The sequence below is a fragment of the Streptosporangium sp. NPDC023825 genome (assembly GCF_040639575.1).
Taxonomy (GTDB): domain Bacteria; phylum Actinomycetota; class Actinomycetes; order Streptosporangiales; family Streptosporangiaceae; genus Streptosporangium.
In genome coordinates, this window is record NZ_JBFAAE010000033.1 from 1 (window position 1) to 18,775 (window position 18,775).

Here is an 18,775-nt window from a genome sequence, read left to right on the forward strand (position 1 = left end):
GGGGTGTTTTGCGTGGCCGGGTAATTCTCTATAACCTGGTGTACGCCCCACCGGGGGGCGGGGGGGGGGGGGGGGGGGGGCCCCCCCCCCCCCCCCCCCCCCGGGGGGGTGCGGTGCTCTTCAGGGACACCAGCTCTGGGGAGATGAAGCGCACGACGAACGGCTCGTTGCGCGCCGCCGGGGATTCCACGCGGCGCACGAGCTGTCGCACCGCCATGGAACCGAGGCGGTCGGGCGCGCTCTCGATGAAGGAATAGGGCAGGGAGAAGGTCGCGGCGAACTCGGCCGAGTAGCGCCCGATGACCGACAGGTCTTCGGGCACACGCAGCCCGCGCTGGTAGGTGACCGAAGGCAGCGCGGCCGCGACCGCCTCGTTGTTGATCAGCAGGCCCGTCGCGGAGGGGTGAGCGTCGAGCACCCCGTTGAGCAGGCGCCCGACGGCGGGCTGGCGCGACTCGCCGTACACGGCGTGCAGGGTGACGCCGAGAAGCCGGGCCCGTTCGAGCGCGGCGTCGCGCAGCCGCCACACGTACGCGCCGCCGCGCTCGACCACGTGGTCGGGTTGCGAGATGAGGACCAGCTCGCGGTGGCCGAGCCGGTGCAGGTGGTCCACCATGACCCGGCCGGCCTCCTCGAAGTCGAGGTCGAACACGTCGAGCCCGGAGCAGTCGCCCGGCAGGCCGACCAGGGCACCCGGCTGCGGAGCGGCCCGCAGGATGGGCAGTCTCGGGTCCTCCTGTGCGATGTTCATGAGCACGACGCCGTCCACCATCCGCGAGTCGGTGATGCGCCGCAGCGCCCGCGCCCCGTCGGCCTCGGTGACCAGCAGCGTGTCATAGCCCAGGTCGCGTGCCGTGTCGGTGACGCCCAGGATGTACTGGAGCATCGCGGGCGCGAACTCGTCCTCGTGGAATTGCGCGAGCAGGCCGAGAACCATGGTCTCGGATGTGGCCAGCGCCCGGGCGCCCGCGTTCGGCGTGTACGCCAGCGCTTCGGCCGCCGCCAGAACGCGCCGGCGGACCTCATCTGAGATGGGCCGCTTGCCCGACAACGCGTATGACGCCGTGCTCCGGCTCACCCCTGCCTCCCGGGCCACGTCTCCGATCGTCGACACTCTCAGCTCCAATCATCGAACCGGTTCGATACATTGCCGCGAATTTTTACATAGCTGTTTTCAGGGGGGCACGTTGAACAGCCTCTATTCGGCCGCGGCTCGGCGCCGTCGCGGAATGGTGTCTTGGAAGAAGAGGCGAACCGGTTCAACGAAGTTGCTCGACTTTGGCCCGAGCGGGAGGTGCGTGTCAAGACGGAAAGTTACCGGCGATACCGAATCGTAACCTGCCGGAAAAGGGGCGTTGACGGGACGTGCGCGGCTACGTAACCTACGCGGAACTCACACCGCGGTGCGGGGTGACCCCGAAGCGTTGCCCGCGTTCACATGTATGAAGCGGGACCGGCGCCGCCCTCTCCAGCCCCCGAGGTGGCCGGGCATCGACGCTCCTTGCCGTCCACGATTCGCCGTGCCCTTCACCGATCGCTTCAGGATGGCTCCTGGGACGACGGACTGCTGGTCGGCGTCCCGCCGACGCCCTGGCGACGCCTCTGCCCTCCGGGCGGGGCGCCGTCGCTTCAGCGGTGTTGCCGTTTCCAGGAGCGGACGACCAGACCGGCCGCGGCGAGAAGCAGGAAGACCAGCAGGATGTCCAAGGGGTTCACCATGCGGGCCTCCCTGCCCCACGGTCGAGGGACTATCCGTCCCGGCGCGCAGATATCCGCTCACGGCGAGGAACGCCGTCCGGATCCGGCCGGCCGGGGTTGGGCCGCCCTTCGGGTTCGGCGCACGGCTCCCATCAGGTGGAGCCCGTCCCTTCGAGCGGGTGACGCGAGGACGGCCGACGTGACAGGCAAGTCAGTGCTTGCCTCTTGATAGGCAAGTCTTCACTTGCCTATGCTTGGGGTGTGGCGGAGGACGTCTTCAAGGCGCTGTCCGATCCCACCCGCCGGCGCATCCTCGATGAGCTGGTGGACCGGGACGGCCAGACCCTGTTCGAGATTTGCGCGCGGCTGGTGGCCAAGCACGGCCTGGGGCTGTCCCGCCAGGCGGTCAGTCAGCATCTGGCCGTCCTGGAATCCGCGGGTCTGGTCCGTTCGCGGCGCCAGGGCCGCTACAAGTTCCACGACCTGAACACCGAACCGCTTGAGCACATCGTGACCCGGTGGCTCAGGCCAGAAAAACCAGAGGGCACCCCATGAAGATCCACCTGTCCAGCGTCTTCGTCGATGATCAGGACAAGGCCCTGCGCTTCTACACCGACGTGCTGGGATTCGTGAAGAAGACCGAGGTCCCGCTGGGCGAGCACCGGTGGCTGACCGTCGTCTCGCCGGACGACCCCGACGGGACCGAGCTGCTGCTGGAGCCCGACGAGCATCCGGCGGTGAAGCCGTACAAGACGGCACTGGTGGAGGACGGCATCCCGGCCACCGCCTTCGCCGTGGACGACGTGCACGCGGAGTTCGGGCGGCTGCGCGAGCTCGGGGTGCGCTTCACCCAGGAGCCGCTGGAGATGGGCCCGGTCACCACCGCGGTCCTGGACGACACCTGCGGCAACCTGATCCAGATCGTGCACCACGGATAGGACCCGCTTCCGCGGCGCCCGCCGGACGGCGCCGGCGCCGTCCGGCGGGCGCCGCGGTCCGGCCGGGCCGGGGGAGGCGCATCTCGGTCGTGCTCGAACCGGGTGAGGTCCGCCGGTGCTCTCGGCCGGATTCGAACCGGCGCCCGCCGCCTCGAAAGGCGTGTGTCCTCGGCCGCTGGACGACGAGAGCGGTGCAGGGGGACGGAGTCGAACCGCCACAGCCGAAGCGCCCGGGTTACAACCGAGTGAGCTCACCATGTGCTCAGCCCCTGCGTGTCGAGATGAGACTACCGAGGGAGCCCCGGCGGTCTCACCTCGTTTTCGCGCGCGGGCCCGGTCCCGGAAGGCGAGCCTCATCCGCGCCGCCCATGAGATTTGTCATCGGCCGGCGAGGAGGGACACACCCGAGCCGGTGAGGACCGGCACTACTGCACGGCCGGGCGGCGCCGGAGGCTGGGATCATGACGATGCCCGATCGACTCTCCCCGATCCTCCGGCCCCGACCGGCCGACGCGGCTCCACGACCGGCCGATGCGGCTTCATGCCGGGGCGATGCGGATCCACGACCGGCCGACGCGGCTTCATACCGGGGCGATGCGGATCCACGACCGGCCGACGCGGCTTCATACCGGGGCGATGCGGATCCCCGGCAGGCCGGCTCGTCCCGGCGAGGAGTCGCGACGCTCCGCCGCGCCGCGCTGGCGTCGGCGCTGGGGGTGGCGCTCGTGGCCGGTCCCGCGTTCGCCGGCCCCGGCGTCACCCGCCCCGCACTCGCTGGAACGACGTCGGCCGGGGCCGGCCCCGGCCCCGGCCCCGGCGCCGGTCAGGTGGCACCCGTCCGGCTCACGCTGCCGCGGCCCACCGGCCCGCTGCGGGTCGGGACCGTGTCGCTCCACCTGGTCGACCGCTCACGGCCCGACCCGTGGGTGCCCGCCATGCGGTCCCGGGAGCTCATGGTCCAGCTGTGGTACCCGGCACGGAAGGCGGCGGCGTACCCCCGGGCGCCCTGGCTCACGCCCAGGCTCGCGGAGGCCGTCCTGGCGGGTGTTCCTGCGGGAACCGTACGCCTGCCGGTCACGCACGGGCGAGTGGGGGCGCCGGTGTACCGAGGGCGGGGGCCGCTGCCGGTGGTGCTCTTCTCGCACGGCTTCGGCGCCGACCGTGCCTCCGGCACCGCCCTGGTGGAGGATCTCGCCAGCCACGGTTACGTGGTCGCCGCCATCGACCACACCTACGACGCCGGAGCGGTGGAATTCCCGGACGGGCAGGTGAGGATCCACGCGGCGAGCTCACCGCCGCCGAACTTCGACGACCACGACGATCCCGTCGCCACCAAGGCGGTGGCCGCCCGCCTCGCCGACACCCGTTTCGTCGTGGACCGGTTGACCGCGCTCAATCGCGGGCGTGCCGTCGACGCCGAGCGCCGGTCCGTGCCCGAGGGGCTGCGCGGCGTGCTTGATCTGTCCCGTGTCGGGATGTTCGGGCATTCGCTGGGTGGCGCCACCGCCGCCGCGACCATGCACGCGGACTCGCGGGTCAGGGCCGGCGTCAACCTGGACGGCGCGATGTTCGGGCCGGTCCTGCGGGAAGGGCTGGATCGGCCGTTCATGCAGGTCGGAAGCTCGGAGCACGGCCGGGGCAACGACCCGAGCTGGGCGGCGCTGTGGGCCCGCCTGCGAGGCTGGCGGCTGGAGCTACGGCTGGACGGTACGGGCCACACCTCGTTCACCGACCTTCAGGTGCTGCTCCGGCAGCACCCGCTGGGACTGCCGCCGGACCAGGTCACCGGGATGATCGGCGAAATCGACGGCCCTCGTTCGGTGCTGATCCAGCGGGTCTACATTCGCGCGTTCTTCGACCGCCATCTGCTGGGGCGGCCCGGCGCGTTGCTCGCCGGTCCGTCCAGGCGCTGGCCGGAGATGCGGTTCGCGCCGTAGCGGGCCGTAGGAGCGTCCCGCGAGAACGGGTGCGATCATGAGGGGGTGGGTGGGATGGGAAGCGGACTCACGGAGCGGTCGCGGCGGTGGCGCCGGCGTGGCCAGGCGGAACGCTGGGACCTGTGGACCCGCGTTTCGCTCTCCGGGGCGTACGTCCTCGAACCGCTGTGGGCCTCCATCATGATCGGCCCGACGGTGGGGCCGGTCGCGCGGTGGGTGATGGCGGCCTGCATCGCCCTGCACGCCGTCATCTGCGCGCTGCTCGTTCACGCGGGCCTGGACCACTATCTGGGGCGTCGGTCCCGGCCGGTGCGGCTGATCGCCCTCGCCGCCGGGCTCACGGTCGCGGGCGTGGTGGCCGGGGCCGTGGCCTACCCCGACGCGCAGCCCGGTCACCCCGACGGCCCGGCCTCGGGCCTGGTGGTCGTCCTCGCGATCGCGTTCGTCGTCGCCGTGTCGTCGGCGGTGCCGCTCCCCGTCACCGCCGGCGTGCTGGCGGCGGCCGTGGCGACGAAGTTCGCGGTGTCCCGGATGGAGGGCGCTCCCGTGTCGGTCGCCGTCCCGGCCGCGCTCGGCCTGGGCAGCCTGGTGCTCGCCTGGCTGCTCACCTACCGCGTCTCGATGTGGGGGCTGAAGGGCGTCTGGGAGCTGGACCACTCCAGGAAGGCGCACGCTCGGCTGGCGGTGGCCGAGGAGCGGCTGCGCTTCGCCCGCGACCTGCACGACGTGATCGGCCGCAACCTGTCGGTGGTGGCACTCAAGAGTGAACTCGCGGCACGGCTGGTCGAGCGTGGCCGGTCCGGGGCGATGGACGAGATGCGCGAGGTGAGCAGGATCGCGCACGAATCGCTGGCCGAGATGCGCGCGGTGGTGCGCGGATACCGTACCGCCGACCTGGACACGGAACTGGCCGGTGCCAGGTCGGTGCTCGCCTCGGCCGGGGTGCGCTGCCAGGTGATCGGCGACGGGCGCGGCCTGTCCGCCGAGGTGCAGAGCACGCTCGGCTGGGTGGTGCGGGAAGGGACGACGAACGTGCTGCGGCACAGCGAGGCGCGGATGTGCACGGTCTCCCTGCGCCGGTCGACGACCGGCGGCACCGATCGGCTCACGCTGAGCATGGAGAACGACGGGGTGACGGGTCCGGAGTCTCCCGACGGCCGGCGGCCGATCGGCAACGGGTTTCCCGGCGTGGCGGAACGTCTCGCGGCGCTCGGCGGAAGTGTCGTCACCACGCGGGAGCCGCCCGACCGGTTCCGTCTCACCGCCGAGCTGCCCTTGCCCGTGGCCGTCCAGGAGGAGACCCCGTGACCACTGTGGCGCCGCCGCGCATGACCGCCGGGCGGTTCCCGGCTCGGTGGAAGGACGTCCGGTGAGCGGCGCGCCGATCCGGATCCTGCTCGCCGAGGACGAGCACCTCATCCGGGGTGCCCTGGTGGCACTGCTCGCCCTCGAGGAGGACCTGAGCGTGGTGGCCCAGGCGGCCACCGGCGCCGAGACGCTCGCCATGGCCCGCGTCTTCCGGCCGGACGTGGCGATGCTCGACCTGCAACTGCCCGACCTGGACGGCGTGACCGTGGCACGCATGATCCATGAGGAGGTGCCCGGGTGCCACACCATGATCGTTACAAGCCATGGCCGCCCCGGGCACCTGAAGCGGGCGCTCTCCGCCGGGGTACGGGGTTTCCTGCCGAAGACCGTCTCCGCCGCCGTGCTGGTCGACGTCGTGCGCACGATCCACGGCGGCGGCCGCTACGTCGATCCGCAACTCGCCGCCGAGGCGATCGGCGCGGGCGACAGCCCCCTCACCCCACGCGAGGCCGACGTGCTGGAACTGGCCGCCGAGGGAGCGCCGGTGGACGAGATAGCCCGCAGGGCGGCGCTGTCGCCCGGCACCGTACGGAACTATCTTTCCTCCGCGGCCGGGAAGATCGGTGCCGCGAACCGTCACGAGGCCGCGCGCATCGCCCGCCAGTACGGCTGGATCTGAGCACGGCCCCGGATGCTCGAGGCGGCCGCCGGCGCGGCAGGGCCTGCCGCGAGCAGGGGGCCGCGGCCGGAGCGGGCCGCGCGGCCGGGGCTCAGGGGCTCGTGCACCGGTAGCCGGACGGTGTCTGGGTGTCGCCGTTCGGACGGCTCGCCTGGAAGCCGAAGGTGGTGCTCTGGCCGGGGCCGAGCGCGCCGTTGTGCCCGGAGTTCCGCGCCGTGACGGTCTGCCCGCTGACGGCGAGCGTGGCGTTCCACGAGCCGGTGACGGCGTGGCCGCCCGGCAGCGTGAAGGTCACCGTCCAGCCGCTGGTCGCGGACGTGCCGGTGTTGGTGACCGTGACCGGCTGGGTCACGTACCCGGTTCCCCACTGCGTCTGGACGGTCGCCGTCACGGAGCATCCTCCGGTGCCACCGCCGCCCGGCAGGGTGGTGACCGTCGCCGTGTCCGACACCGGCGAGAGGTTGCCCGCCGCGTCGCGGGCCCGGACCTGGTAGCGGTACGTGGTGCTCGCGGTGAGCCCGGTCTCGGCGAAGGAGGTGGTGGCCGAGGTTCCCACCTGGGTGAAGGCGCCGCCGGACGCGCCCGGCGCGCGCAGGACGTCATAGCCGCTCACGCCCACGTCGTCGGTGGAGGCGGTCCAGGCCAGGGTGGTGCCGGTGGAGGTCGTCCCCGACGCGGCGAGGCCGGCCGGCGCGGTCGGCGGGGTGGTGTCGTCCCCGGTGGCGGCCGGCGGGACGCGGACGATGCGGTCGTCCTGCGCCACCGGGGTGCCGCGGCCGTCCCGGTTGCTGGTCGCCACCCAGAGCCAGCCGTCCGGCCCGACCGCGACCGTGCGGAGCCGCCCGTAGGCGGACTGGAACTCGGCCAGCGGCGTGCCGGGCGTGCCGGCGCCGGTCAGCGGCACCGTCCAGAGCCGCTGGCCGCGCAGCGCGGCGACGAAGAGCGTGTCGTTGGCCCAGGCCAGCCCGCTCGGCGACGCCTCGGCGGTGGTCCACGTGACGATCGGGTTGCGGAAGGAGGGGTTGGTGCAGGTGCCCTCGCACGTCGGCCAGCCGTAGTTGGCGCCCGCGACGATCTGGTTGATCTCGTCCCGGGTGTTCTGCCCCAGTTCGGCGGCGTACATCCTGCCCTGGGAGTCCCAGGCCAGGCCCTGGACGTTGCGGTGGCCGTAGGTCCAGACGCGGGAGCCCGCGATCGGATTGTCGGCGGGCACGCCGCCGGTGGGCGTCATGCGCAGGATCTTCCCGGCGAGGCTGTTGAGGTTCTGCGCGTTGGCGGTGTTGCCGGCGTCGCCGGTCGCCACGTAGAGCATGCCGTCCGGTCCGAAGGCGATGCGGCCGCCGTCGTGGAAGGTGTTGCCCGGCACCCCGGAGAAGATCACCGTCTGCGTCTGAGGTGCGGTCAGTTGCAGCCTGACCAGGCGGTTGTCCCCGGCGGTGCTGGTGAAGTACGCGTACACCCAGCCGTCCTGGGCGTAGGAGGGCGACACGGCGATGCCGAGCAGGCCGCTCTCACCCGAGGCGCTCACCCCGCTGACGGTGGCGACCGCGGTGGGCGTCTGGCCCGGCCGCACCCGCAGGATGCGTGCGGTGTTGCGTTCGGACACCAGCGCGCTGCCGTCCGGCAGGAACGCCAGGCCCCAGGGCACCTGAAGGCCCGTGACGGAGACCTGCGCCCGGGAGAAGTCGAAGCCGCCCACCACCTGGGCGCGGGCCTCGGGAGCGGTGACGACCAGCGCGAGCAGCGCCAGAATCAGGGCCGGGACGACGCGGGCGCGCATGCTGGACTCCTCGGGACTCCATGGCCGGATCACTGTGCGGGTGCCAGCACCGTAGGCACGCGGGCCGCGCAACCTCAAACACCGCGGTCGGCCCGTCCTGACGATCTGGGAGGACGACACCGCGAGGGTGAAACTTTCATGTCCAGGGCGAAAGTTGCGGATGGATTCCGCGGGACCGCAGGGGGCCGGGGCGCCCGCGGGTCAGCGGTGGACGGCGCCGGAGGTGTCCTCCTCGAGGAGGGCGGCGCCGGAGGTGTCCTCCTCGAGGAGGAAGCCGCCGGACTGGTGGTGCCACAGACGGGCGTACGGCCCCTGGGCCCGCAGGAGTTCGTGGTGATCGCCCTGTTCCACGACGCGGCCCTGGTCGAGCACCACCAGGTTGTCCATGCGGACGACGGTGCTCAGCCGGTGCGCGACCACGAGGGCGGTGCGGTCGCGCATCAGGCCCCACAGGGCCTCCTGGACGAGGGTCTCGCTTTCGGAGTCCAGCGCGCTCGTGGCCTCGTCCAGCAGCAGGATCGGCGCGTCGCGCAGGATCGCGCGGGCGAGGGCGACGCGCTGCCGCTGGCCGCCGGAGAGCTTGACGCCGCGCTCCCCGACGAGCGTGTCGAAGCCGTCCGGCAGGACCTCGGCGAACTCCGTGACGTGCGCCGCCCGCGCGACCCGGTGGATCTCGGCGTCGGTGGCACCCGGCCGGGCGAAGGCGATGTTGTCGCGCAACGACCGATGGAACAGGGCGGGCTCCTGGGGGACGTAGGCGATCAGGCTGCGCAGGTCCGCCTGGCGGAGCCTGGCGATGTCCTGGCCGCCGATCAGGATCCGGCCGCCCTCGATGTCCATGAGGCGCAGCAGCAGCCGGGTGAGGGTGGTCTTGCCGCCGCCGGACCGGCCGACCAGGCCCAGCTTGGTGCCGGTGGGGATGTGCAGGTCCAAGCCGTCGAACAGGGGTGGAGCGCCGGCGTGCGCGAACGTCACCCGCTCGAACCGCACGCCGGCGTCGGCGGGGCGCAGCGGTTGGGGGTCGTCCGGGTCGGTCACTCCCGGCGGCGTGAGGAGAAGCTCGGTGAACTGGGCGGACTCGGTGAGCACGCTCTCCATGCGGCGGTAGATCTGGTTGAACTCGAACATGATGCCGATCGAGGTCGAGTAGTAGCTGAACGTCACCACGATCGCCTCCACGCCCAGGCCGCCGCGGAGGGTGACGGCGAGCAGCAGGCCGACGGTGCTGGTGAGGATCGACAGCGGTGCGATGACGGTGTCCACCCGGAGGTTGCCGTAGTCCCAGGAGCGGAGCGTCAGCCTGCGCTGCTCGGCGACCTGGGCCCGGTGCTGCGCGGCCTCGCGGCCCTCGGCGGCGAACGCGCGGACCGTCTCCATGTTGGCCAGCACGTCGGCGACGTGCCCGGACACCCGTACCTTGGCGGCCTCACGCCGGTCCACCAGCCTCTGGCGGCGGCGGATGAGCGGGGCGACGAGGAAACAGGTGACGACGATGAGGCCCACGAGCACGAAGACCAGCAGCGGGTGGTATCGCCACAGCACCACCGAGGCGAACGCCAGCGGCACCAGCTTGGCGATGATCGAGAACGTGAGCGTGTCCACGAAGCTCTCGAACCCGCCGGAGAAGCTCAGCACCCGTTTGGTCAGCGAACCGGCGAAGTTGTCGTGAAAGAACGCGGCGTCCTTGGCGAGCAACTCGTCCATGCCCTTCACACCGAGATGCTCGATGCCCCGGGCGTCCGTACGGTTCAGGAAGTGGATGCCCACCCGCCACAGGATCTCGCCCGCGAGCAGCACCGCCCCGAAGCCGAGCACGTACGGCATGAGCGCGGCGACGGTGGCGTCCCCGCCGCCGGCCAGCCGCCCCACGATCGCGCCCACCGCCAGCGGCGCGAGATAGAACAGGCAGGTGTTGCCCAGCGCCGGCAGGATCAGCGCGGGCGCGGCGATCCGCCACTGAACCAGCAGCTCCTCGTTGTAATAGCGCAGCGCCAGCAGAACGGCCGACCTGCGGGGGGACGGTTTGTCTCCGGGGGAATCGAGTGATTCCGGCATGGTCATCCGCCCCTCTGAGCAACCGTGATTACGGCAATGGTCGCGCAGGGCGGGTGGAGGAGGCGAATGATTTTCCCGGGAGCGGGACGGGTGAGGCGCGCGGTTCCCGGGCTGGACACGGGGGAAATTCCCCGCCGGGTCACGCCGGGTATATCGCGGGTGGCCGATCGGCATTATCGCCAGGCCTGACGTCCCCCGAAGGGGGCATTTCATGTCATATCTGCATTTCCAGGTCTGACGTCACTCGAATAGCATGCGTTTCCCGTCATGCCGCCTCATGCGTACCTGGTGACGCGCTCCTCAGCGGCAGGCCGGGGCCTCGAGGTGGGGTGAGCGCGGCGTCCTCGTGAAGCGGGAGGCGGAGCACGAAACGCGCGCCGCGGGGGCTGTCCTCGACCCGCAGGGTGCCTCCGCTCGTCTCGGCGATCTGCCGGGCGATCGGCAGGCCCAGCCCGGTGCCTCCGGCGTCCCTGTTGCGGGCGGTGTCCAGCCGGGCGAACCGCTGGAAGACCAGCTCCCGCTTGTCCGGATCGATGCCCGGCCCGTCGTCGATCACCTCCAGCACCGCGATGCCGTGCGGAAATCGCCGGTCGTCGCCCGGCGCCCGCCGCACATTGATGACGATCTTGCTGTCGGCGTGCCGTTCGGCGTTGTCGATGAGGTTGGTGAGGAGGCGGCCCATCCGCAGCCGGTCACCGATCACCACCACGCCGGGCTCCAGGGAGAACTCACAGCTGTTTCTCATGTGGTGGCGCATCCGGCACTCCGCGGCGACGAGTTCGGCCAGGTCGATCTCGTCGTGGGCGCCCGGGCCCCCCGCGTCCAGCCGCGCGATGGTCAGCAGGTCGTGCACGATCGCCTGCAGCCGCTCCATGCTGCCCAGAACGGTGCGCCCGAGCTTGGTCACACTGGTCTCCTGGGGCGCGCGCAGGGCGTCCTCCACCTCGGCGCGGATGGCGGCGATGGGGCTGCGCAGGTCGTGGGAGGCGTCCGAGGCGAACTGGCGCTGCTGCTCCACCGCGGTTTGCAGGCGGTTCAGCGTGTGGTTGATGCTGACGGCCAGGTCATGGATCTCGTCGTCGCTGGGCGGCACGGGCGCCCGGCGGCTGAGGGAGGTCTCGTTGATCTCGTCGAGTTCCGCCCGGATGGCGGTCACCGGCTTGAGGGACGCGGCGGCGATCCGGCGGCCGAGGTAGGTGATGGCCGCGGTGAGCACCACCGCGGCCCCGCCGACCAGCCCGGCCAGCCGCGGATCGACCCACAGGGGAAGCGTGGGGGTGGCGCAGTAGACGATCCAGTTCCCGCCCTCCCGGTAGGCCCACTGCGCGACCACGATGTCGCATTCGCCAGGAGGAAAGGCCCCGCCGCACACGACGGAGCTGGCGGCGGCCCTGTTGCCGGGGGTGAACGTCGCCATGCGCGGCTTGCCGCGCATGTTCGGGGTCGAGACGACGACCCGGTTCTGCGAGTCGACGACCTGGATGTGGCGGAACGGGTTCCGGGCAAGGGGGTAGGCTACCTTGCCGCTCTCCACCTGCATGGCCACCCGGCCGCCATCCGCGACGATCTCCGCGGTGAGCGACTCCGTACTGAAACGATGGATGGCGATCATGAGCACTGTGGCCACCAGCGTGCACAGCAGGGCCGCCGTTGCAGCGGTGAACAGGGTGATACGCGTTATAAGTGAAATGGAGTGTTTGACGCTCATTTTTCACTCCCTGAAACGGGGAGCACTTGATTGATGAGCGCTCAGTGTCGCGGGTCCTGACGGCCCCGGGCCGTTTCTCGGGCGATCGCCGGGCCGGTACCGGCGCGGTCGCGCCGGCGGGCGGTGTCCGGCCGGATGAAACGTCCGAAACGGATGGACGGTCGTGAGAGGTCGGCATCGGGAGTACAGCGTCATCACCTCTGTCCACGGCAAGACCGGCATGTTGCCCAGGTAAATCGGCATCCTTGGTGAGCGCCAATAAGGGTCATCTTAAGTCGATCATCTGAAGAAACGGAAAAGTCATGACAATGTGGAGTGCGGGTTGGTGCAAAACCTTCAATGAATCTCCCTGTGGCCTACCGCTTTCAGGCGATCCGATTACTTCCCCCAGGCGGACCGGACCGGGAACGCCGGCTGGGCCACCGCGAGGCGGGCAGGATCTTCGTCCTGGTGGCCGCCGGTGGACTTCCCGCCCGGGCGGGCGATCCGTCATCCGGCCGGCCGGGCCCTCCGGGCGGCCTTCCGCGAGCGTGACACCGTGTTCGGGGCGAACGACGTTCTCGCGGCGGCCGAACCCGTCCGCCACGATCCGGGTGCCCGCGGCATGCCGGAGCCGATCGCCGCCCGGTTCCCGGACCTGATCACGCACCGGTTCGCCCGGCACGGGCCGAGCTGGAAGATCATGGTCGCCCGGCCTCGCCGGGCGCCCTCGCCCGCGGCCGCCGCCCTGCTGAGGCACATCATCTGACGTCAGCCAAAGGACGCGTCGCCCACAGTGGACCGTGCCACGGCGCGGGGCGACGAGGCCCGGGCCGTCCGCGTGTCCGCTCTCGGCGGGGGGAGATCAGGACGGAGTCAGGCCGGGGTCAGCGGCGTAGGGAAATATGAGGGCAAAGCGCACCAAAAGCAATCAGTAGGGGGTTGGTCACGGCACCAGGTCCGCTCACGGCGAACATCCATGTGGGGAACCGGGGTGTGGCCCTTTGTCTGGGGGAAGCGATGCGGTTTCACATGCTAGGCCCGTTGGAGGCCGTCGACGGCGATCAGCGGCTCGTGTTGGGGGGCATCAAGCAACGAGCGACTCTGGCGTTCCTGCTGTTTCACGCGAACAGGGCCGTGCCCGTCAGCCAGCTGATGGAGGCGCTGTGGTCGCTGGAGCCTCCGGCGACGGCGCGGAAGATCCTGCAGAACGCGGTGTGGAGCCTGCGCGGAGCACTCTGTTCGCGCGCCTACGCCGACGAGTCCGTGGAGTTGCTGACCCAGCCACCCGGATACATGCTCCGCGTGAACACCGACGAGATCGACCTCTACCTGTTCAACCGGTGGGTGTCGGAGGGGCGGGCCGAACTGGCCGCCGGCTCGGCCGCCGCGGCGGCCGTACGGCTGCGCGAGGCCCTCTCGCTGTGGCAGGGGTCCGTGCTGGCCGACCTGGTCGAGGCGGGCATCACCTGGCCCGAGATCACCGCCGCGCAGAACGCCAGGCTGGACGCGACGGAGGACTGCTTCGAGGCGGAGCTCGCCTGCGGCCGTCACCAGTCCGTGCTGGGCGCGTTGACGGCGATGGTCCGGACGGAGCCCCTGCGCGAGCGCCTGTGCGGCCAGCTCATGCTGGCCCTGTACCGGTGCGGTCGCCAGGCCGACGCGCTGAACGTCTACAGCCGCGTGCGCTCCGCCCTCGTCGAGGATCTCGGGCTCGAGCCCTGCCGGGAGCTGCAGGTGCTGCAGCAGGCCATCCTCGCCCAGGACGCCGGACTGGATCTTCCCGACACGCAACCGCAGGCGGAGCCGATCACGCTGACCACGGTGGACACCTCGCCCCCGGCTCCGCCCCCACCCCCGCCCGCGGGGCCGGCGACTGAGTGCCGCCAGGTGAGCGTCCTGCTGGTCCGCGCCCAGCCCGAGCTCGGTGACAGGCACCGGGTGCGCGAGGGCCTCACCGGCTTGATCAAGGACGTCGTCGCCTCGATGGACGGGACCACGGTCGCCTCCATCGGATCGGTGACGCTGGCGCTGTTCGGAGCCACCGGGGACCGTGCGGTGGACGTCCGGCACGCGGTGCGCGCCGCCGCGGCGATCCGCGGCGGTCTCGACGCGGTTTCCGGTGCGGACGACGGGAACGGCCCGTCCACGCCACGGGTCACCGTCCAGGCGGCGGTGACCACGGGGGAGGCGATCGTCCGCTACGACCCGAACGGAACCGGTGCCCTGCTCTCGGCCGACGGGCCCCTGCTGGACGAGTGCGACTCCCTGCTGTCCCTCGTCCCGCCCGGTGAGATCTGGGCGTGTGACGAGACCAGACGGGCCACCGCCGCGACGATGACCTACACGGCGGTCGGCGAGTCGCCCGCGCGATGGCGGCTCGAGGCGGCGGATCCGCGCCCCGTGGCGCCCATGACGCCCATGACGTCCGTCGCCGATCACGAGCTCGAGCTGAGCGTCCTGCTCGGCCTGCTCGAACGGGTACGGCACCGCCGGGCGCCGCACGTCGTGACGTTGCTGGGCGAGGCCAACATCGGCAAGAGCCACCTGATCATGGAGTTCGAGCGCCGGGTCATGGGGCAGCCGGAGCGGACGCAGTTCCTGATCGGCCACGCGCCGCTTTTCGCCAGGGACAACGTGCTGGCCATCCAGGAGGCGATACTGGCCTCGGTCGGCGGTCTCATGCGGGGAGATCCGGCGAGGACGGCGGGAGACAGGGTCGCCAGGGCGCCGTGGCACCTCACGGCGGGCGAGCAGAAGTCCAACAGGCTGCTTTCCCTGCTGGGCCCGCTCGTGGCGGCGGAGACGGAGCGGGAGCCACCCTGCGCCGTCGGCGAGTCACGGGCCGCCGCGCTGCGGTTCTTCGGGGAGATCGCCCGGAACTGCCCCCTGGTGATGATCGTGGAGGATCTGCACCGGGCCGACGACGTCGTGCTCGACTTCGTTCACGACCTCGCCGACCACATGGAGCCGGTGTCCCTGCTGGTGATAGCCACCGCCCGCCCCGACCTGTTCACCCGCCGCCCCGGATGGGGCGGCGGCAAGCGACGATTCACCACGATCACCATGGACCCCGCCGTGGAGACCGCCTCGTCGCGGGCGGAGGAGTTCCTGCAGTTCGCGACACGGAACGACGCGGTCGATTCGCGGAGCTGGCTGCGCGGCAGCCTGCTGCGCAGCGCGCCGTACAGCTGAAGCGCGACCCGCGCCCGGGGAGCGCCGCCCCCGCCCCGTGTCCGGAACGGCCCGGTCCCGATCACGGTCCTCGGCGACCGGTGGGACGGCCGGCCGATTCCGAATTCGATGCTGTTGACAATCGCGACCAACCTGGCCTCCACTTACCAAGGAGTGAACAAGGCGGGAAAGGCCGGGGTCCAGGGTAGTAGGGGAGTCGAATGAAGATCGCTGTGCTCGGCACGCTTTCGGCATGTGAGGCGGGGATATCCTTCATTCCGACGGCGGCAAAACCGCGCCAGGTTCTCGCCATGCTCGCCACGCGCGCCGATCGTGTCATTCCGGCCGCGACCCTGGTGAAAGAACTGTGGGGGGATGCGCCTCCGCCGAGCTTTCAGACAACGCTGCAGACGTATATCGCCCACATCCGCAGCCATGTCAGGGCCGCGCTGTTGCAGTCCGGCCAGCTTCACCGTCGCAGTCCCAAGGATGTGCTGATCACCCGGCCCGGGGGTTACCTGCTGGCCCCCGCGGGCGGGTCGGTGGACATGTGGGAGTTCGAGCGCCAGGCCTTCGCCGGTTACCGGGCCATGGACTCCGGGGACCACGTGGTGGCCTCGCGGAAGCTGCGGTCGGCGCTCGCCCTGTGGAGGGGGCCGGCGCTCGCCGACATCTGCGTCGGTTCGATCCTGCGACTGGAGATCGAGCGGCTGGAGGAGGCCAGGCTCTGCGCCCTGGTGCGGCGCATCGAGGCGGACCTGCATCTGGGCCGGCACCAGGAGGTGCTCAGCGAGCTCACCGTCCTCGTCCGGCAGCACCCGGACAACGAGAGCCTCTGCAGGCACTTCATGATCGCTTTGTACCGCTCGGGACGCTGCGGCGACGCGCTGGCGGCCTACCGCCGGCTGCGGACCACGCTCGTCCGCGAGCTCGGCATCGAGCCCTCCGCCACGGTACGCGAGCTGCACCAGGCGATGCTCGCCGGCCTGCCCGAGCTTGACGTCACGGAGGTCAGGGCCGCGAGGCCCGGACTGGCCCACACCGGCTGACGCCGGCGGCGTCCGCCGGAAGGCGGGGCGACACGGGAACACCCGGCCTGGCTCGCTCGCGGTTCGCCGGCGTCCCCGGATCGCGCGGGAGAGCCGGTGATCGCCACGTGGGGCCCCGCCGCCACAGGGTCCGGACCCTGACCGACCACCTCTGCGCGTGGTCCCGTCTTCGCCGGGCGTTCCCCGCCGGTGCGCGCGGTGACTCCCGCCGCCCCGTCTCGACGGAAGAACCTCGTGGACCGCGAGGTCACCGGCCCGAGTTGACGGGCGATGAATGGCCCGTGAATCACAAATGAGTGCCAGGTTATTGGCGGCCGATATTTTCGGAATCATCCACACAGGTGGAACTCGGATCCAATCCATAGGAGAAGCGGAAAATGGATCTGCGACTTTCCGGAAAAACGGCGGCGACCGGCGGGACCGGTCTCCGGGTCGCCGGCAACCCGATCGCCGAAGGCGGCGCCTTCCTCGGCGCCGACCCGGAGGTCGGCCACGCACCGGGGGAGAGCGGGCGATGAGCCGGGCGGCAGGCGCTCGCGAGCACGTCATCTCCTGGGAGGACCCCGGCGTCCTCGCCCGCGAAGGGCTCTCGATGAGCGGTCTGGACTGCATGAACGCGCTGATCGAGGGGAAACTGCCGCCGCCGCCCGCGTGCTCGTTGATGAACTTCCGCCTCACGGAGGTGGCGGAGGGGCACGCGATCGGCGTCATGAAACCCGCCGAGTACCACTACAACCCGTTCGGCGGCGTGCACGGGGGCGTGCTCGTCACGTTGATGGACACGGTCATGGGCTGCGCGGTCCACACGATGCTGGCGGCCGGAGTGCTCTACTCGACGCTCGAGGTCAAGAGCAACTTCGTCCGCCAGGTGAGCGTGCACTCCGGGACGCTCCGATGCCTCGCCTCGGTCATCCATCTGGGCGGCAGGACGGCCACCGCCGAATGCAGGGTCACCGACGCCTCCGGTGACCTGTGCGCGCACGCCACGACCACCTGCCTGATTCTGCGACCGCCGAACAGCGGCAACCAACGGTGAGAACCAACCAGGGGAGTTGAGTCACGATGAAGGGTCGCGCGGCGAAATCGGCCGGGCTTTTCCCCGGACAGGGCGCCTTCGACGGCAGGGCACTGCTCGCCGCCGCGGAGCGCTATCCGGCCATCGGTGCCGTCTTCGCGGAGATCGACACGGTGACCGCCCCGGAGGGCGGTCGCAAACTGTCGGAGATTGTCCTCGGCAGTGAACCGGCGACCATGGCGGGGCTGCTGGCCGATGACCACTGGGTCTCGCAACTGGCGGTCTACGGCGTGGACGTGGCGGTCTTCCGCGCCCTCTCCGAGCTGGGCTGGCGGCCCGACACGCTGGCCGGCCACAGCCTGGGCGAGATCGCGGCGCTGGCGTGCGCGGACGTCTACACGGTCGCCGACGGCGCCCGGGTGATCTGGCAGCGGGTGCGGGCGGTGGAGAGCCTCGACCTGCGCGGGGGTTACATGGCGGCGCTGTCCGCGGACCCCGCCCGCGCGCGGCTGCTCATCGACCTCATCGCCGACGGGTCGCTGGCGGTGGCGGCCGAGAACCATCCGGCGCAGAGCGTGGTGTCCGGGTCGGAGACGGCGATGGACCTCCTCCGGCAGGTCGCCGGGTCGCTGAACGTCTCGTTCGGCAGGCTGGACTCCGCGGTGCCGTTCCACTCCCCGCTCCTGCGGGGGGCGGTCGCTCCCTTCGCCGCCGCGGTCAGGAGGATCCCGGCGCGCGCACCGAGCCTGCCGGTCTACTCGGCGATCTCCGGACGCTACTACGGGCGGGACGAGGACCTGGGCGGCGTGCTGGCCGCCCACCTCGTGGAGCCGGTGCGTTTCGCCGACGCGGTGCGCGCCCTGCACGCCGACGGGGTGCGCACGTTCGTGGAGTGCGGCGCGCTCGGCGTACTCGGCAAGCTCGTCAGGCGCAACCTCGCCGAAACGGACCCCGTCGTGGTGCCCGGTGTGGGCGACGCGGACCAGTCGGTCGACAGCGCCGCCGCGCGGCTGCGCGGTCTGGGCCTGCTGGGCGCGGCTCCGGTCATGCCCGGCGGCCTGCTGCCCGACGCGGACCCCGAGCGGCTCACCGCGTTCTGGGCGGAGCGGGGCGGCGCCATCCTCGACCGGATCCGCCAGGAGTTCGCCCAGTACGGCCCGGCCGATCCCGCCCCGGAGTCGGACTCGACGGCCGACCTCGGCGACGAGCTCCGCGAGCTGTACGCCGAGGCCCTCGAATACCCGGTGGAGGTGTTCACCGACGACGTCCTTCTCGAGGCAGAGCTCGGCATCGACTCCGTCAAGCAGGTGGAGCTCCTCGCCCGGGTCTCGGAAAGGTACGGACTGCCCGCCAGGCCGGGAAACTTCCGGCTGGACGAGGTCGCCACCATGGGCAAGGTCATCGGCTACGTGCGCTCCATGCTGGACGAGCACGCCACGGCCGGGCGTTGAGCGG

The 18,775-nt window shown here is 71.3% G+C and carries 15 protein-coding genes and 2 tRNA genes; 11 read left to right on the forward strand and 6 right to left on the reverse strand.

The features are described 5' to 3' along the window. Nucleotides 1-28: 28 nt before the first annotated feature. The gene (locus AB0G15_RS25895; RefSeq protein ID WP_362844527.1) at nucleotides 29-1,114 is read right to left on the reverse strand and encodes a LacI family DNA-binding transcriptional regulator; all 1,086 of its coding nucleotides are present in this window, start codon (nucleotides 1,112-1,114) and stop codon (nucleotides 29-31) included. 845 nt (nucleotides 1,115-1,959) lie between these two features. Here AB0G15_RS25895 and AB0G15_RS25900 point away from each other — a divergent pair. Beyond that, on the forward strand, nucleotides 1,960-2,253 hold the full coding sequence (locus tag AB0G15_RS25900) for a metalloregulator ArsR/SmtB family transcription factor (RefSeq protein ID WP_362844530.1): 294 nt from the start codon (nucleotides 1,960-1,962) through the stop codon (nucleotides 2,251-2,253). Next, the gene (locus tag AB0G15_RS25905; RefSeq protein ID WP_362844533.1) at nucleotides 2,250-2,636 is read left to right on the forward strand and encodes a VOC family protein; all 387 of its coding nucleotides are present in this window, start codon (nucleotides 2,250-2,252) and stop codon (nucleotides 2,634-2,636) included. Before AB0G15_RS25900 ends, AB0G15_RS25905 begins: the two co-directional genes overlap by 4 nt. Nucleotides 2,637-2,752: 116 nt before the next feature. Here AB0G15_RS25905 and AB0G15_RS25910 read toward each other — a convergent pair. Together AB0G15_RS25910 and AB0G15_RS25915 are read right to left on the reverse strand one after the other, a co-directional pair. Next, a tRNA-Glu gene (locus AB0G15_RS25910) sits at nucleotides 2,753-2,826 on the reverse strand. Nucleotides 2,827-2,828: 2 nt separating this feature from the next. Further along, nucleotides 2,829-2,909 (reverse strand) — tRNA-Tyr (locus AB0G15_RS25915). A gap of 452 nt (nucleotides 2,910-3,361) precedes the next feature. On the opposite strand from AB0G15_RS25915, the gene AB0G15_RS25920 reads away from it, so the two are divergent. The 3 genes from AB0G15_RS25920 to AB0G15_RS25930 all read left to right on the forward strand — a co-directional run bounded on the left by AB0G15_RS25920 (nucleotide 3,362) and on the right by AB0G15_RS25930 (nucleotide 6,560). Further along, nucleotides 3,362-4,573: a lipase gene (locus tag AB0G15_RS25920; protein ID WP_362844535.1), complete on the forward strand. Its 1,212-nt coding sequence runs from the start codon at nucleotides 3,362-3,364 to the stop codon at nucleotides 4,571-4,573. 54 nt (nucleotides 4,574-4,627) lie between these two features. Further along, nucleotides 4,628-5,881, forward strand: coding sequence for a histidine kinase (locus AB0G15_RS25925; protein WP_362844538.1), 1,254 nt, complete (start codon nucleotides 4,628-4,630; stop codon nucleotides 5,879-5,881). Nucleotides 5,882-5,942: 61 nt separating this feature from the next. After that, nucleotides 5,943-6,560: a response regulator transcription factor gene (locus AB0G15_RS25930; protein WP_362675822.1), complete on the forward strand. Its 618-nt coding sequence runs from the start codon at nucleotides 5,943-5,945 to the stop codon at nucleotides 6,558-6,560. 91 nt (nucleotides 6,561-6,651) lie between these two features. On the opposite strand, the gene AB0G15_RS25935 is transcribed toward AB0G15_RS25930, so the two are convergent. The 3 genes from AB0G15_RS25935 to AB0G15_RS25945 all read right to left on the reverse strand — a co-directional run bounded on the left by AB0G15_RS25935 (nucleotide 6,652) and on the right by AB0G15_RS25945 (nucleotide 12,103). Further along, on the reverse strand, nucleotides 6,652-8,340 hold the full coding sequence (locus tag AB0G15_RS25935) for a PQQ-dependent sugar dehydrogenase (protein WP_362844540.1): 1,689 nt from the start codon (nucleotides 8,338-8,340) through the stop codon (nucleotides 6,652-6,654). Nucleotides 8,341-8,541: 201 nt separating this feature from the next. Further along, complete coding sequence (locus tag AB0G15_RS25940) at nucleotides 8,542-10,395, reverse strand: ABC transporter ATP-binding protein (RefSeq protein ID WP_362844543.1); 1,854 nt, start codon at nucleotides 10,393-10,395, stop codon at nucleotides 8,542-8,544. A gap of 265 nt (nucleotides 10,396-10,660) precedes the next feature. Beyond that, nucleotides 10,661-12,103: a HAMP domain-containing sensor histidine kinase gene (locus AB0G15_RS25945; RefSeq protein ID WP_362844545.1), complete on the reverse strand. Its 1,443-nt coding sequence runs from the start codon at nucleotides 12,101-12,103 to the stop codon at nucleotides 10,661-10,663. Between the two features lie 460 nt (nucleotides 12,104-12,563). Here AB0G15_RS25945 and AB0G15_RS25950 point away from each other — a divergent pair, with 460 nt between their 5' ends. The 6 genes from AB0G15_RS25950 (at nucleotide 12,564) to AB0G15_RS25975 (ending at nucleotide 18,771) form a co-directional block, all read left to right on the forward strand. After that, nucleotides 12,564-12,851, forward strand: coding sequence for a hypothetical protein (locus AB0G15_RS25950; protein WP_362844547.1), 288 nt, complete (start codon nucleotides 12,564-12,566; stop codon nucleotides 12,849-12,851). Nucleotides 12,852-13,126: 275 nt separating this feature from the next. Then, complete coding sequence (locus AB0G15_RS25955) at nucleotides 13,127-15,277, forward strand: BTAD domain-containing putative transcriptional regulator (protein WP_362844550.1); 2,151 nt, start codon at nucleotides 13,127-13,129, stop codon at nucleotides 15,275-15,277. Between the two features lie 200 nt (nucleotides 15,278-15,477). Next, a complete protein-coding gene (locus AB0G15_RS25960) occupies nucleotides 15,478-16,305 on the forward strand; it encodes an AfsR/SARP family transcriptional regulator (RefSeq protein ID WP_362844553.1) in 828 nt (275 codons plus the stop codon). 377 nt (nucleotides 16,306-16,682) lie between these two features. Further along, on the forward strand, nucleotides 16,683-16,823 hold the full coding sequence (locus AB0G15_RS25965; RefSeq protein ID WP_362844555.1) for a hypothetical protein: 141 nt from the start codon (nucleotides 16,683-16,685) through the stop codon (nucleotides 16,821-16,823). Next, nucleotides 16,820-17,341 carry a PaaI family thioesterase gene (locus tag AB0G15_RS25970; RefSeq protein ID WP_362844558.1) on the forward strand — a complete coding sequence of 174 codons (522 nt, stop codon included), beginning with the start codon at nucleotides 16,820-16,822 and terminating at the stop codon, nucleotides 17,339-17,341. Before AB0G15_RS25965 ends, AB0G15_RS25970 begins: the two co-directional genes overlap by 4 nt. 26 nt (nucleotides 17,342-17,367) lie before the next feature. After that, the gene (locus tag AB0G15_RS25975; RefSeq protein ID WP_362844560.1) at nucleotides 17,368-18,771 is read left to right on the forward strand and encodes an acyltransferase domain-containing protein; all 1,404 of its coding nucleotides are present in this window, start codon (nucleotides 17,368-17,370) and stop codon (nucleotides 18,769-18,771) included. The last annotated feature ends 4 nt before the right edge of the window (nucleotides 18,772-18,775 follow it).